Genomic DNA, 12,672 nt, shown 5'->3' on the forward strand with positions numbered 1-12,672 from the left:
CGGCGCGCCCGCACCCGCCCCTGACGCGACGGCCGCCGCCGCTCGTCACCCCGCCGGGTCGTCGCGGTGGCCGGACTCCGCCTGGTGGATCGCCCAGGCCGCGTTCACCAGGCCGATGTGGCTGAAGGCCTGCGGGAAGTTGCCGAGCTGGGCGCCGCTGACCGGGTCGACCTCCTCGGCCAGCAGACCGACGTCGTTGACCAGGCCCGCCGCACGGGCGAAGACCTCCCGTGCCCGCTGGGTCCGCCCGGCCAGGGCGAGGGCGTGGGCGAGCCAGAAGGTGCACAGCACGAAGGCACCCTCGTCCCCGGGGAGCCCGTCGACCCCGGTGTCGGTGCGGTACCGGTACACGAGCCCGCGTTCGTCGGTGAGTCGCCCCGCGATCGCGTCCACGGTGGCGACGACGCGCTCGTCGGTACCCGGCAGGAATCCCACGATGGGCAGCATCAGCGCGGAGGCGTCCAGTTCCGCGGAACCGAAGGACTGGGTGAACGCACCGACCTCGGCGTTGAACCCCCGGGTGAGCACGGCCCCGGTGATCTCCTCCGCCGACGCGCGCCAGTCCGCGGCGCGGTCGGCGGCCCCCAGCTGGTCGGCCATGGCCGCCGCGCGGTCCAACGCGACCCAGCACATCAGTTTCGAGTACAGGAAGTGCCGGGGCTCGCCGCGGATCTCCCAGATGCCGTTGTCGGGCCTGCGCCACTGCTCCGCCGCGGCGTCGGCGAGGCCGGCGAGGAACGTGCGGGTCTGCGGGGCGAGCTCGCCGAGCTGCGCGCGCAACCGGAACGCGGCGTCGAGCAGTTCCCCGTAGACGTCGAGCTGGGGTTGGGTCCACGCGCCGTTGCCGACGCGGACCGGGCGGCTGTCGCACCAGCCGGACAGGTGCTCCAGCACCCGTTCGGACAGGTCGTGTTCACCCCCGATGCCGAACATGATCTGCAGGGGGCGTCGCGGGCGGGTGTGCGCGGCGGCCGCGGTCATGAACCCGAAGAACTCGTGCGCCTCGTCCGGACAGGCCGCCACCCACAGGGCCCGCATGGTGAAGCTGGCGTCGCGCACCCAGGAGTAGCGGTAGTCCCAGTTCCGCGTGCCGCCGACCCGCTCGGGCAGTGACGTGGTGGGGGCGGCCACGACGGCCCCGGTGGGCTGGTAGCTCAGCGCCTGCAACACACGGCCGGAGTGGTGCACCAGTGACCGCCAGGGGCCCTCGTAGTGCTGGTGCAGCGCGGACCACGCCCGCCACGCGGCGATCGTGTCGTCCAAGGCGTCGGCGATTTCCCGCTGCCCGAGGGGTCGGGGCTCCGGACCGCCGAGCGGGACCCGCTGCACCGCGAAGTGGCTGGACTGACCGGCTTCGAGGGCGAAGCAGGCGTGTGCCTCCCCGTCGTGAACGGTGTGCCACTGCGGGCTGGACAGCAGCAGCCGGTCCGGCCCACCGCTCGCCCGGATGCCGCCGTGGACACCGGTGAGCACAGGGACGACCACCCCGTACTCCGGGCGTGGTCGTAGGCACGTCTCGACCATGACCCGCCCCGCGGTGCACCGCACGGACCGCACCAACCGGTGCGGCGCGTGCGCACCGAGCCGGTGCGGGTCGCCGACCTCGCCGAGCACCAGCGCATCGAGCAGCTCCAGCGTGCCGGTGGCGGTATGGAAGGTGGTGCGCAGCACCATGCTGCCTGCGATGTAGTCCCGCTCGACCTCGGCGGGGCCCACCGGGCGGACGGACCAGTGGCCCGCGTCGTCGTCGAGCAGCGCACCGAACACCGACGGGCTGTCGAACCGCGGGAAACACAGCCAGTCGACGGACCCGTCCCGGGTCACCAGCGCGGCCGAATGCCGGTCCGAGAGCAGCGCGTGATCGCTGATCGGGTGCCGGCTCACACGACCTCCTCGGGATCGCCGCCGCCGTCGCTACCGCCCCACGCCCACGGGGTGCCCGGCGTCCACGGACCGACCGACTGCGGACGGGATTCCCGGGGTGGCCCGGAATACTCGGCACACGGGCGTGGTGCGGTACGGTCTCCGGCGAGGCGTGGTCGCCACCGCGTCCGGAAAGGGGGACCGGGTGGGTCGACGGACCGCGCGAGGGGCGGCGGGAGCCGCGGGGGCCGTCGCGACGTTGATGCTGGTGTCGTGCGTGTCCGGGACCGCGACCGGCCCGGCCGACGGTGGAGCCTCCCCCGACGGTGACCCCCCGCGCGGGGACGACGTCTCCCACGGCCGGGAGATCCCGGACGGTTACTACGCCGGAACCGAGGGGCTCACCGGGGAGGCGCTCAAGACGGCGCTGCACGACATCGTCAGCGGCCACACGGTGCTCACCTACGACGAGGTGTGGGAGGCCCTGCGGGTCACCGACGAGGCGCCGAGGGACCAGGCCGATGTGGTGCTCCTCTACAGCGGGACGACCCGGGACGCCGACGACAACGGCGGCGGTTCCGGGGACTGGAACCGCGAGCACGTCTGGCCGAAGTCCCGCGGCGACCTCGGCACGTACGGGCCGGGCAGCGACCTGCACCACCTGCGACCGACGGACGTGCGGGTGAACAGCATCCGGGACAGCAAGGACTTCGACCTCGGCGGCGAACCGGTCGACGGGGCGCCGGGCAACACCACCGACGACGACTCCTTCGCACCCCGCGACGAGGTCAGGGGCGATGTCGCCCGCATGGTGCTCTACATGGCCGTGCGGTACGAGGGAGACGGTGCCGAGCCGGACCTCGAACTCGACGACCGCACCGGCAACGGATCCGTTCCCCGGCTCGGCAGACTCCCGGTGCTGCTCGACTGGCACGCGGCCGACCCGCCCGACGCCTTCGAACGCAGGCGGAACGCGCTGATCCACGAACGGTTCCAGCACAACCGCAACCCGTTCGTCGACCATCCGGAATGGGCCGCCGCCATCTGGCGCTGAGCATCGGCGGGCCCCGACCGGCGATGCCTACGCGGAGCCGCGTTCGGCCTCCAACAGCCGCAGCCACACCTCGCTCATCGTGGGGAACGCGGGAACGGCGTGCCACAACGTGTCCAGCGGCACCTCGCCCACGACCGCGATGGTGGCGGCGTGCAGCAGCTCACCGACCCCGGGGCCGACGAACACCGCGCCGACGAGCACCCGGCGCCGACGGTCGACGACGAGCTGGGCGGTGCCGCCGACTCCCTGACCGTGCAGCGCGCCGCCCGCGACGCTGCCGATGTCGTAGCGCACCGTCCGCACGTCCACCCCCGCGTCGCGGGCCTGCCGCTCGGTGTGGCCGACGGCGGCGACCTGCGGATCGGTGAAGGCCACCCGGGGCACCGCCCGGTGATCGGCCCACGCCGTCTGCTCCCGGCCCGCGACGAGGTCGCCGACCATGCGGGCCTGGTACTTGCCCTGGTGGGTGAGCAGCGCGCGACCGTTGACGTCGCCCACGGCGTAGAGCCAGTCACCGTCCACCCCGCGCACCCGGAGCCGGTCGTCCACCTCGAGGAACCCCCCGGGCTCCAGACCGACCGTGTCCAGGCCGAGGTCGTCGGTGCGCGCCCGGCGTCCGGTCGCGACCAGCAGCTCGTCCCCGACCAGGTCGGTGCCGTCGTCGAGGGTGAGGGTGACCGGCCCGTCGGCCGCCTCCCGCGCGGCCCGGGCGGCCCCGGCCCCGGTGAGCACCCGGATGCCCTCGGCGTCGAACGCCTCCGCGAGTTCCGCACCGACGAACGGCTCCTCGGTGGACAGCAGCCGGTCGGCCCGTTCCACGATGGTCACCTCGTCGGCGCCCAGCCTCCGGTAGGCCTGTGCCATCTCCGCGCCGACCACCCCACCGCCGAGTACCAGCAGCCGGGACGGGATCCGCTTCGCGCTGGTGGCGTCCCGGTTGTCCCAGGTGGTGATCTCCCGCAGCCCCTCGACGGGCGGGATCGCGGGGAGCGACCCGGTCGCCACGACCACCGCCTTCCGTGCGGTCACCGTCACCGGGGCCCCCGCACCGGTGTCCACCTCGACGGTCCGTTCCCCCGCCAGCCGGCCCCGCCCGCGCACCACGTCGACCCCGGCGCCGGTGAGCCAGTCGTACTGGCCCGTGTCGTCCCAGTTGCTGGCGAACCCGTCGCGGCTGCGCAACGCCTGCTCCACGTCCACCGTGCCGGTCACCGCCGCGGCGGCGGCCGGCACACGGCGGGCGGCGGTCAGCGCCTCACCCGGCCGCAGCAACGCCTTGCTCGGCATGCACGCCCAGTACGAGCACTGCCCACCGATCAGCTCGTCCTCCACCACCACGGCGCTCAGTCCGTGCTCCCGGGCGTAGGCGGCCGCGTTCTCCCCGGTCGCCCCGCCTCCGAGCACGACCACGTCGTACTGCTGCGCCATCTCGCTCCCCTCGATCACCACCCCGCGGGCGTCGCGCGCGCCTCGGGGACCACCGCGCACCCGTCCCGGTCGACGCTAGGACCCACCCCGGCGGCGCGCAGCTCAACGCCCGCGCCGCCGCCACGGGCGAGCGACCGCTTCCCCGGTCTCGGCGCGCAGTTCGGCGTCCAGGCCCTCGTCCTGTGCCGCGTCGGCCAGTTCGCGGGGCAGGCGCACGCGGTCGAGGATCGCGCCGAGGTCGCGGGGCCGCGCCGTGTCGTCGAAGAAGAACTCCACGTCGGCGTCGCTCATCGTGTCCTCCCCGTGGTCGGCCGGGACGGGACCATTCTCCTCGGAGACGCGGCCTCCTCAGCACCGAGTCGCGGCGACGGTCGACGCCATGGCTCCGTCCTCGCAGGATGCGGCGGCTGAAGTCCACCACCACAGTGCGAACGTTCACTCCACCGTGGCCGTCCCCGTTTGCGCCGGCTCTCCGCGTCGACTTCGCTGAACGGCGTCGGGAGGGGCGTGACATGGCATCGGTGCCGACCGCCGGCACGGCGGACAGTGGTTCGCGGACGACCCGCGGAGTCATGGCGTTCGTGCGGGTCGTCGTCGCGTTCCTGTGGATCCAGAACGCGGCGTGGAAGATCCCCCCGGACTTCGGCGAGCGGAGCGGCGGAGGGTTGTACCACTTCACCAACTACGCCGTGGAGTATCCGGTCCTCGGCCCGTTCGCCTGGGTCGTCGAACACGTCGTCCTGCCGAACTTCGTGCTGTTCGGTTGGCTCACCCTGCTCGTGGAGGCGGGCCTCGGCGCGTTCCTGCTGATCGGGCTGGCGACCCGGTTGTGGGCCGTGCTCGGTGTCGTCCAGTCCTCGGTTATCGCGCTGTCGGTGTTGAACGCACCGAACGAGTGGCACTGGTCCTACTACCTGATGATTCTCGTGCATCTCGCGTTGTTCGCCACCGCCGCGGGGCGCGGTTTCGGTCTCGACGGTGTTCTCCGGCCGATCATGGTGGCCTCCCCGAACCCCGTCGCGCGTGGTCTGGCGAGGCTCGCATGAACGGCGGAAGACTCGACCGCGCCGCCGTCGCACTCGGTGCCGGGGGATTGCTGACGTTCGTGTTCACCTTCTCCGACGGCGCCTACCGCCCCTACGACTTCCTGCAGATACAGGGGGTCGGCCTGATAGTGATCCTGGCGCTGAGCGCGGTGGGACTGCTCGGGGGCCTGCTCGGGAAGCGGCTGCTCGTGTTCGTCTCCGGTGTCGCGTTCGCCGCCGCCACGATCATCCAACTCGTGCAGGCCGGGCGGTCACCGAACTGGCTCGAAGGCGACGGCTCGACCCTGTCCGTGCTGCTCGCGCTCGCGGCCGGGCTGCTGGCCGTCGGCCTCGCTCCCCGCCAGACTCCCCCGGACCGGAAGGAACCGTGAACCCATGGACCTCACCCCGTATCTCGATCCCGTGCTCGCCGCCGCCCGCGAGGCGGCGGACGACGTGGACACCGCGGCACGGTTTCCCGACGAGGCCGTCACCGCGCTGCGCCAGTCCGGCCTGCTGGGCCTCACTCTCCCGGAGAGCGTGGGCGGGCTCGGACAGGGGCCGCGCGAGTTCGCCGACGTGGCCAGCGCGCTCGCCCGGGAGTGCGGGTCCACGGCGATGGTCTATCTGATGCACGTCAGTGCCGCGATGCCGCTCGCCGCGGCGCCCCCGCCCGGCCTCGACGACCTCCTCCCGCAGCTCGCCTCGGGCAAGACACTCGCGTCGCTGGCGCTGTCCGAACCGGGCTCCCGTTCCCACTTCTGGGCCCCGGTCTCACGGGCGCGCCACGAAGGCGCGGACCTGCGGCTGCGCGCGACGAAGAGCTGGGTGACCACCGCCGGACACGCGGACGCCTACGTCGCGTCCACGCTCTCCCCGGACGCCGACACGGTCGACTTCTTCGCCGTCCCCGCCGAGGCCCCGGGCGTCGACGTGACCGGTGAGTTCCGCGGGATGGGGCTGCGGGGCAACGCGTCCGCACCGATGTCCTTCGACGTCAAGGTGGGCGAGGACCAGCGGCTCGGCGGCGAGGGCGCCGGGTTCGACCTGATGATGCAGACGGTGCTGCCGTGGTTCAACCTCGGCAACGCCGCCGTCTCGATCGGCCTGAGCGAGGCGGCCGTGCACACGGCCGTCCGGCACACCAGTGCCGCCACGCTCGAACACCGCAACGAGAGTCTGTCCGCGCTGCCCACCATCCGCGCACAACTGGCCCGGATGTCGCTCGACCTGGACAGCACCCGCGCCTACCTCGACCGGACGGCCGGGCGTCTCGTCGACCCCCGCGACGACACCCTGCTGCACGTCCTCGGGGTCAAGGCCGCCGCCAACGACGCGGCACTGCGGATCACCGACGCGGCGATGCGGGTCTGCGGCGGCGCCGCGTTCTCCGAGCACCTGCGCCTGGACCGCCATTTCCGCGACGCCCGCGCCGGGCACGTGATGGCCCCGACCGCGGACGCGCTCTACGACTTCTACGGCAAGGCCCTCACCGGGCAACCGCTGTTCTGAGAAGGAGGACGGCCCTGTGGCCAGACCACTGCTCGTCGGATCGGTCGCCTACACACCGAACGTGGTGCCCATCTGGGAAGGACTCCGGGACTACTTCGCGGACGGTCCCGCCGAAATGGACTTCGTGCTGTTCTCCCACTACGGCAGGCAGGTCGAGGCGCTGCTCGACGGCACGATCGACATCGCATGGAACACCAACCTGGCGTGGGTGCGCACCGTCGCGCGCACCGACGGCGCCTGCCGCGCGTTGGCGATGCGCGACACCGACGCGGAATTCCGCACCGTGATCGTGGCCCGCACCGGCAGCGCGATCGAGGGTTTGCCCGGCCTCCGGGACAGGACACTCGCGCTCGGCTCGAAGGACTCGGCACAGGCCGCGATCCTGCCCGTCCACTTCCTCGACCGGGCCGGGATCCGCGACGGCGAGGTGAAGCTGCTGCGCATCGACAGCGACGTGGGCAAGCACGGCGACACCGGGCGCAGCGAGCTCGACGCGCTGCGCGCCGTGCTGGACGACCGGGCCGACGCCGCGGCCATCGGGATCAACACCTGGGAGGCGATCGGCCGCGAGGAGCTGATGCCGGGGGCCTTCGAGGTGGTCTGGGAGTCACCGACGTACTCGCACTGCAACTTCACGGTGTTGCCGCACGTGACCGAGGCACGGACACGCCCGTGGGTGGAGCAGCTGTTCGCGATGGACTGGAACGACCCGCGCCACCGGCCCATCCTGGAGATGGAGGGCCTGCGGCAGTGGGTCGAACCCCGGCTCGACGGGTACGAATCGCTGTTCGAGGCCGTCCGTCGGCAGGGGATCCCGGAATGGTGGTGAACCCCCTGGTACTCGACCTGGTGGAACGCGTCTCCGCGGCGGCATCGGGCTCGACCGTGGAGATCCCGCTGGGCGGGCATCCCCCGGACGGGGCGGACACCGTCCGGGCGTGGTGCGCCCGCACCGGCAACGAGCTGGTCACGGTGCGCGGCGACGTGGCCGTGGTGCGCCGCGGGCGGGCACCCGACCCGTTCGCGGGACTCGCGCCGGAGCAGGTGCCGGGGACCCGGCTGTGGATGTACACCAACTTCGACTGCAACCTCGCGTGCGACTACTGCTGCGCCCGGTCCTCACCCCGGACACCGCGCCGCGCGCTGGGCCTCGACCGGGTGCGCAGGCTCGCCGACGAGGCCGTGGATGCGGGCGTCGCCGAGCTGCTGCTCACCGGCGGTGAGCCGATGCTGCTCCCGGACATCGACCAACTCGTCGCCGCGTGCACCACCGCGCTGCCGACGACACTGCTCACCAACGGGATGCTGTTCCGGGGACGGAGGCTGGACGCACTGCGCCGGATGGACCGGGAGCGGCTGGCGCTGCAAATCAGCCTGGACTCCGCCGATCCCGAACGGCACGACGCACACCGCGGCCGGGGCTCGTGGGAACGCGCGGTGGCGGGGATCCGGCTCGCCCGCGCGGAAGGCTTCCGGGTGCGGGTGGCCGCGACGCTGCAACCCGACCAGGCGCACGAAGGGGAACCGTTCCGCGAATTCCTCGACTCCCTGGACATCGCCCGCCACGACCAGGTGATCCGTCAGGTCGCCCTCCGTGGGCTCGCCGACACCGGCGTGGAGCTCACCGTCGACTCCCTGGTACCCGAGGTCACGGTCACCAGCGACGGTGTCTACTGGCACCCGGTGGGCGCCGACCACGCCGACCAGCTGGTCACCCGCGACCTCTTCCCGTTGGCGACGGCCATCGCCGAGGTCCGCAGCCGATTCGCCGAGGACCGGGCACGCGCCACGGCCGCCGCACAGTGGTTCCCCTGCGCGTGACGGGTGCGTCCCGCTCGTCGACCGCTCACCCGAGGTCGTCGAACGAACCCCCGCGTCCGGCTCCCCCGGCGAACCGCGCGGCGCCGTGCTCGGCGTCGGCGGCGTACGAGCGCATGCCGTGCTCCCATTCCCGGGCCATCGCCTCGCCCTCGGGCACCCCCTCCCCGTCGAGCACGGACATCCGGTCGCCGCGCAGGCACGCCTGGGGAAAGGTCGCCACCTGCGCGGCGAGTGCCTCCGCGGCCGCACGCTCCTGCCCGACCGGGACGACGCGACCGGCCAGACCGATCCGCTGAGCCTCCCCGGCGTCCACCGGCCTGCCGGTGAGCACCATGTCCATCGCGACGCCGGTGCCGACCAGCCGCGGCAACCGCACGGTGCCCCCGTCGATCAACGGCACACCCCACCGGCGACAGAACACCCCGAACACCGCGTCCTCGGCGGCCACCCGGAGGTCACACCACAGCGCGAGCTCCAGCCCGCCGGCCACCGCGTACCCCGAGACGGCGGCGATCACGGGTTTGCTCAGCCGCATCCTCGTCGGCCCCATCGGGCCCCGTCCCTGGCCGTAATCGTGCAACGGGTTGCCCCGGTCGGTCCCGACCGCCCGCAGATCCGCCCCCGCACAGAACGTGCCGCCCTCGCCCCACAGCACCGCCACCGAGGCCGTCGCGTCCGCGTCGAACCGCCGGAACGCCTCGTACAGGGCGGTGCCCGTCGGGCCGTCCACCGCGTTCCGCACCTCGGGACGCGACAGGACCACCGTCCACACCGCGCCGCTCCGTTCCACACGCACCGCCCGCTCACCCATCGGATCCTCCTCGACATCCCCTCCGGTCGCGAAGATCCATTACACCCGGACACGCTCGCGTCGCACATCCGGCAACCGTGTTCTCCACGGTGACGATCCCGCATCCGGTCGTGTCCGGATCAGCGGTGGTGGGTGAGCTCCCGGTGGGCGGTCTCGGCGCCGGTGTCGGGTTCGGTGTGCACCACGGCCGCGGTGAGCCGGGGCACGGCGTGCACCAGGGCGTGTTCGACGGCGTGCGCGGTGGCGTGCGCCTGCTGCACCGTCCGGTCCGCCGGGACCGACACCGACAGTTCCGCGCGCAGACTGTGCCCGATCCAGCGCATCCGCACCGCGTCGACGCCGCACACGCCGTCCACCTCCGCGGCGGCGCGTTCGGCCGCCGCCACCAGCTCGGGATCGACCGCGTCCAGCAGGCGGCCCCCCACCTCCCTGGCCGCGCCGTAGCCGACGAACACGATCGCGACGGTGATGGCGAGCCCGATCAGCGGGTCGGCCATCGGGAATCCCAGCCCGACCCCGGCGGCACCGCCGACCACGGCCAGCGAGGTGAAACCGTCGGCGCGGGCGTGCATCCCGTCGGCCACCAGGGCGGCCGAGCCGATCCGCCGACCCACCCGGACCCGCCAGCGGGCGACCAGTTCGTTGCCGACGAAGCCGACCACCCCGGCGGCCCCCACCGCCCACAGGTACGCCACGGGCTGCGGGTCCACCAGTCTGCGGACGGCCTCGTACCCGGCCAGTGCGGCGGACGCAGCGATGAGCACCACCACGACGATCCCGGCCAGGTCCTCGGCGCGCCCCAGTCCGTAGGTGAACCGGCGGGTCGCCGCGCGCCGTCCCAGCACCAGCGCGATCCCCACGGGCAGGGCGGTCAGGGCGTCGGCGAAGTTGTGAATGGTGTCGCCCAGCAGCGCGACCGAGGCGGTGACCGCCACGATGGCGGCCTGCGCGGCCGCCGTGACCATCAGCGCGACGAACGACCACACCAGCGTGCGGATCCCCAGCCGGCTGGTCTCCAGCGCCGGGTCGAACCGGTCGGCCGTGTCGTGGCTGTGCGGGGTGACGGCGTGCCGCAGCCGTGCCCACACTCCCGCCCCCGGCCCGTGGCCGTGGCCGTGGCCGTGGCCGTGGGGATGATCGTGGTCGTGGTCGTGCCGGTCAGCCATGAGACCTGTCCGCGCCTCTCTCCGGTCCGGGGGCGCCCGCCCGGTTGCGGCGCGCCGCTGCGATCCGACAATATGCAAACATGTGCGCACATAACAACCGGTACGGGGTCCGGGACGAGTACACCGACGAGCAGTACGGGGCGGCCGCGGAGGTGCTCGGGCTGCTGGCCGACCCCACCCGGTTGCATCTCCTGCGGCTGTTGGGCACCGAGCAGGACGTCACCACACTGACCGGACAGGTGGGGGCCTCACGTTCCTCGGTGTCCCAGCACCTCGGGCGGCTGCGTCTGGCCGGCCTGGTCGAGGTACGGCGGGACGGGCGGCGCATGCTCTACCGCATCACCAGCGACCATCTCGCGGCCCTGGTCGACGAGGCGCTCGGCTACGCCCACCACACCGTCCACGGCATCCCGCACCACCGGGACTCCACAGCACGGGACTCCACACCGGACCGCGACGCCGCCCACGGTCGGCCCACCTGAGCACCGGGGGCGCTCTCCCGCGGGTGCCCCGGTCTTCCCGTCGTGGGGCCAGGTTGGTCCCTTCGGGTCACTTCGTTGTGTCGACCATCGCGGGATGCGGCACCCTGGAATCACTCCGTCGCCCGCCGTGGCGGACCCGATCCGCGGACCACGGCGGAGAGCCGGGCGGGGACACAGCGACCGGGACCCCGACGATCCCGGCGGACCACTCGACGGGGAGGACATGAGCAGCCGTGCCGCAGCACTCCCCGCAGTCCGCAGCGAGCGACCCGCCGGTGACGAACCGGCAGCGGATGTCGATGCTCTTTCTGGCCACCGTCGGGTTCGCCGTCAACTTCTGGGCGTGGTCGCTGCTCAGTCCGCTCGGCCCGCTGTTCAAGGAATCGCTCGGGTTGGGCGCGTTCGAACAGGGGCTGGTGGTCGCCGTGCCCGTGATGGTCGGCTCCGTCGGGCGCATCCCGGTCGGGGCGTTGACCGACCGGTTCGGGGGACGCGTGATGTTCCCGGCCCTGTCCGCACTGACGATCGTGCCGGTCCTGTTCCTCGGCCTGCTCGGGAACGAGTCCCTGACCGCACTACTGATCGGCGGATTCTTCCTCGGCCTCGGCGGAACGGTGTTCGCGGTGGGAGTGCCGTTCGTGAACGTGTGGTTTCCGCCCCACCGACGAGGGCTGGCTCTCGGCATCTTCGGTGCGGGCATGGGGGGAACGGCACTCAGTGCGCTGACCGCCGTGCGACTGGTGGACGCGGGCGGGATCACCACGCCCTTTCTCGTCACCGCACTCGTGCTGGCCCTCTACGCGGTCGTCTCGGCCATCATGTTGCGCGACGCCCCCGGACGGACACTGCCCACCGAATCACTCGCACGCCGCATGGGCAGCACCGTGCGGCTGTCGGCCACCTGGGAGGCGTCGTGGCTGTACACGATCGCGTTCGGGGGCTACGTCGCGTTTTCCGTGTACCTGCCCGCCTACCTGGAGACCGCCTACGGGCTGGCCCCCGCGGACGCGGCCAACCGGATGGCCGGGTTCGTACTGCTCGCGGTGTTGATGCGCCCCTTCGGCGGCTGGCTGTCCGACAAGGTGGGTCCGCTGTGGGTGCTGGCCGTGTCCTACGCGGTGGTCACGGTCGCCGCGGCGATCCAGGCGTTCACCCCGGAGCTGATGCCCGTGGGCACGATCGCGTTCCTGGCCATGGCGGTCGCCCTGGGCGCGGCCAGCGGCGCGGTGTTCGCGCTCGTCGCGCTGCTCTCCCCGCCGGGGATGGTCGGAGCGGTCACCGGCGTGGTCGGCGCCGCGGGCGGCCTGGGCGGATTCCTCCCACCGCTGATCATGGGCGCGGTCTACGGCGCCTTCGGCTCCTACGCGCTCGGACTCGCCGCGCTGGCCGTGGTGGCCGCGGGCACCCTCGGCGTCACCCTGACCACCGTGCGGCACTCATTGCGTGCCCACGAGGAGCACCCCGGCCGGCGAACCGGCGTACCGGCGGGACCGCATGCCTAGACCGCTCC

The 12,672-nt window shown here is 72.9% G+C and carries 13 protein-coding genes; 8 read left to right on the forward strand and 5 right to left on the reverse strand.

Going from position 1 to position 12,672, the window contains the following annotated elements:
- Positions 1-45: 45 nt before the first annotated feature.
- Positions 46-1,884, reverse strand: coding sequence for a glycoside hydrolase family 15 protein (locus SACPADRAFT_RS0201990; protein WP_007023881.1), 1,839 nt, complete (start codon positions 1,882-1,884; stop codon positions 46-48).
- A 241-nt stretch (positions 1,885-2,125) separates the two neighbouring features.
- Here SACPADRAFT_RS0201990 and SACPADRAFT_RS0201995 point away from each other — a divergent pair, with 241 nt between their 5' ends.
- Positions 2,126-2,917 carry an endonuclease I family protein gene (locus SACPADRAFT_RS0201995; RefSeq protein ID WP_007023882.1) on the forward strand — a complete coding sequence of 264 codons (792 nt, stop codon included), beginning with the start codon at positions 2,126-2,128 and terminating at the stop codon, positions 2,915-2,917.
- 27 nt (positions 2,918-2,944) lie between these two features.
- Here SACPADRAFT_RS0201995 and SACPADRAFT_RS0202000 read toward each other — a convergent pair whose 3' ends face one another.
- Positions 2,945-4,345, reverse strand: a complete 1,401-nt coding sequence (locus tag SACPADRAFT_RS0202000) for a dihydrolipoyl dehydrogenase family protein (RefSeq protein WP_007023883.1) — start codon at positions 4,343-4,345, stop codon at positions 2,945-2,947.
- Between the two features lie 102 nt (positions 4,346-4,447).
- Positions 4,448-4,636: a thioredoxin domain-containing protein gene (locus tag SACPADRAFT_RS0202005; protein ID WP_007023884.1), complete on the reverse strand. Its 189-nt coding sequence runs from the start codon at positions 4,634-4,636 to the stop codon at positions 4,448-4,450.
- Between the two features lie 281 nt (positions 4,637-4,917).
- Here SACPADRAFT_RS0202005 and SACPADRAFT_RS0202010 point away from each other — a divergent pair, with 281 nt between their 5' ends.
- Genes SACPADRAFT_RS0202010 through SACPADRAFT_RS0202030 form a run of 5 tightly spaced genes read left to right on the forward strand, consistent with a single transcriptional unit; the run spans position 4,918 to position 8,703 of the window.
- Positions 4,918-5,391, forward strand: a complete 474-nt coding sequence (locus SACPADRAFT_RS0202010) for a TQO small subunit DoxD (RefSeq protein ID WP_040923813.1) — start codon at positions 4,918-4,920, stop codon at positions 5,389-5,391.
- On the forward strand, positions 5,388-5,762 hold the full coding sequence (locus tag SACPADRAFT_RS0202015) for an Rv1678 family membrane protein (protein WP_007023886.1): 375 nt from the start codon (positions 5,388-5,390) through the stop codon (positions 5,760-5,762). Before SACPADRAFT_RS0202010 ends, SACPADRAFT_RS0202015 begins: the two co-directional genes overlap by 4 nt.
- A gap of 4 nt (positions 5,763-5,766) precedes the next feature.
- A complete protein-coding gene (gene fadE16 / locus SACPADRAFT_RS0202020; RefSeq protein WP_007023887.1) occupies positions 5,767-6,882 on the forward strand; it encodes an Rv1679 family acyl-CoA dehydrogenase in 1,116 nt (371 codons plus the stop codon).
- Positions 6,883-6,898: 16 nt separating this feature from the next.
- Positions 6,899-7,711, forward strand: coding sequence for an Rv1680 family SBP-like protein (locus SACPADRAFT_RS0202025; RefSeq protein ID WP_007023888.1), 813 nt, complete (start codon positions 6,899-6,901; stop codon positions 7,709-7,711).
- Positions 7,702-8,703, forward strand: a complete 1,002-nt coding sequence (locus SACPADRAFT_RS0202030; RefSeq protein WP_007023889.1) for an Rv1681 family radical SAM protein — start codon at positions 7,702-7,704, stop codon at positions 8,701-8,703. The genes SACPADRAFT_RS0202025 and SACPADRAFT_RS0202030 overlap by 10 nt, the downstream gene beginning before the upstream one ends.
- A 25-nt stretch (positions 8,704-8,728) precedes the next feature.
- Here the strand turns inward: SACPADRAFT_RS0202030 and SACPADRAFT_RS0202035 are convergent, their stop codons facing one another.
- Positions 8,729-9,514, reverse strand: coding sequence for a crotonase/enoyl-CoA hydratase family protein (locus SACPADRAFT_RS0202035; protein ID WP_007023890.1), 786 nt, complete (start codon positions 9,512-9,514; stop codon positions 8,729-8,731).
- A 119-nt stretch (positions 9,515-9,633) separates the two neighbouring features.
- Positions 9,634-10,680: a cation diffusion facilitator family transporter gene (locus tag SACPADRAFT_RS0202040; RefSeq protein ID WP_007023891.1), complete on the reverse strand. Its 1,047-nt coding sequence runs from the start codon at positions 10,678-10,680 to the stop codon at positions 9,634-9,636.
- A gap of 80 nt (positions 10,681-10,760) precedes the next feature.
- Between SACPADRAFT_RS0202040 and SACPADRAFT_RS24955 the strand changes: the two genes are divergently transcribed.
- Both SACPADRAFT_RS24955 and SACPADRAFT_RS0202050 read left to right on the forward strand, forming a co-directional pair.
- A complete protein-coding gene (locus tag SACPADRAFT_RS24955; RefSeq protein WP_007023892.1) occupies positions 10,761-11,162 on the forward strand; it encodes an ArsR/SmtB family transcription factor in 402 nt (133 codons plus the stop codon).
- A gap of 293 nt (positions 11,163-11,455) precedes the next feature.
- The gene (locus tag SACPADRAFT_RS0202050) at positions 11,456-12,664 is read left to right on the forward strand and encodes an MFS transporter (protein ID WP_051442356.1); all 1,209 of its coding nucleotides are present in this window, start codon (positions 11,456-11,458) and stop codon (positions 12,662-12,664) included.
- The last annotated feature ends 8 nt before the right edge of the window (positions 12,665-12,672 follow it).

This window comes from Saccharomonospora iraqiensis subsp. paurometabolica YIM 90007, from assembly GCF_000231035.2.
GTDB lineage: Bacteria > Actinomycetota > Actinomycetes > Mycobacteriales > Pseudonocardiaceae > Saccharomonospora > Saccharomonospora paurometabolica.

Excerpts from the sequence above, each read along its gene's own strand:
- SACPADRAFT_RS0201995 (WP_007023882.1), top strand. The coding sequence starts at position 2,126 with ATGCTGGTGTCGTGCGTGTCCGGGACCGCGACCGGCCCGGCCGACGGT.
- SACPADRAFT_RS0202000 (WP_007023883.1), bottom strand. The coding sequence starts at position 4,345 with ATGGCGCAGCAGTACGACGTGGTCGTGCTCGGAGGCGGGGCGACCGGG.
- SACPADRAFT_RS0202005 (WP_007023884.1), bottom strand. The coding sequence starts at position 4,636 with ATGAGCGACGCCGACGTGGAGTTCTTCTTCGACGACACGGCGCGGCCC.
- SACPADRAFT_RS0202010 (WP_040923813.1), top strand. The coding sequence starts at position 4,918 with ATGGCGTTCGTGCGGGTCGTCGTCGCGTTCCTGTGGATCCAGAACGCG.
- SACPADRAFT_RS0202015 (WP_007023886.1), top strand. The coding sequence starts at position 5,388 with ATGAACGGCGGAAGACTCGACCGCGCCGCCGTCGCACTCGGTGCCGGG.
- fadE16 (WP_007023887.1), top strand. The coding sequence starts at position 5,767 with ATGGACCTCACCCCGTATCTCGATCCCGTGCTCGCCGCCGCCCGCGAG.
- SACPADRAFT_RS0202030 (WP_007023889.1), top strand. The coding sequence starts at position 7,702 with ATGGTGGTGAACCCCCTGGTACTCGACCTGGTGGAACGCGTCTCCGCG.
- SACPADRAFT_RS0202035 (WP_007023890.1), bottom strand. The coding sequence starts at position 9,514 with ATGGGTGAGCGGGCGGTGCGTGTGGAACGGAGCGGCGCGGTGTGGACG.
- SACPADRAFT_RS0202040 (WP_007023891.1), bottom strand. The coding sequence starts at position 10,680 with ATGGCTGACCGGCACGACCACGACCACGATCATCCCCACGGCCACGGC.
- SACPADRAFT_RS24955 (WP_007023892.1), top strand. The coding sequence starts at position 10,761 with ATGTGCGCACATAACAACCGGTACGGGGTCCGGGACGAGTACACCGAC.
- SACPADRAFT_RS0202050 (WP_051442356.1), top strand. The coding sequence starts at position 11,456 with ATGTCGATGCTCTTTCTGGCCACCGTCGGGTTCGCCGTCAACTTCTGG.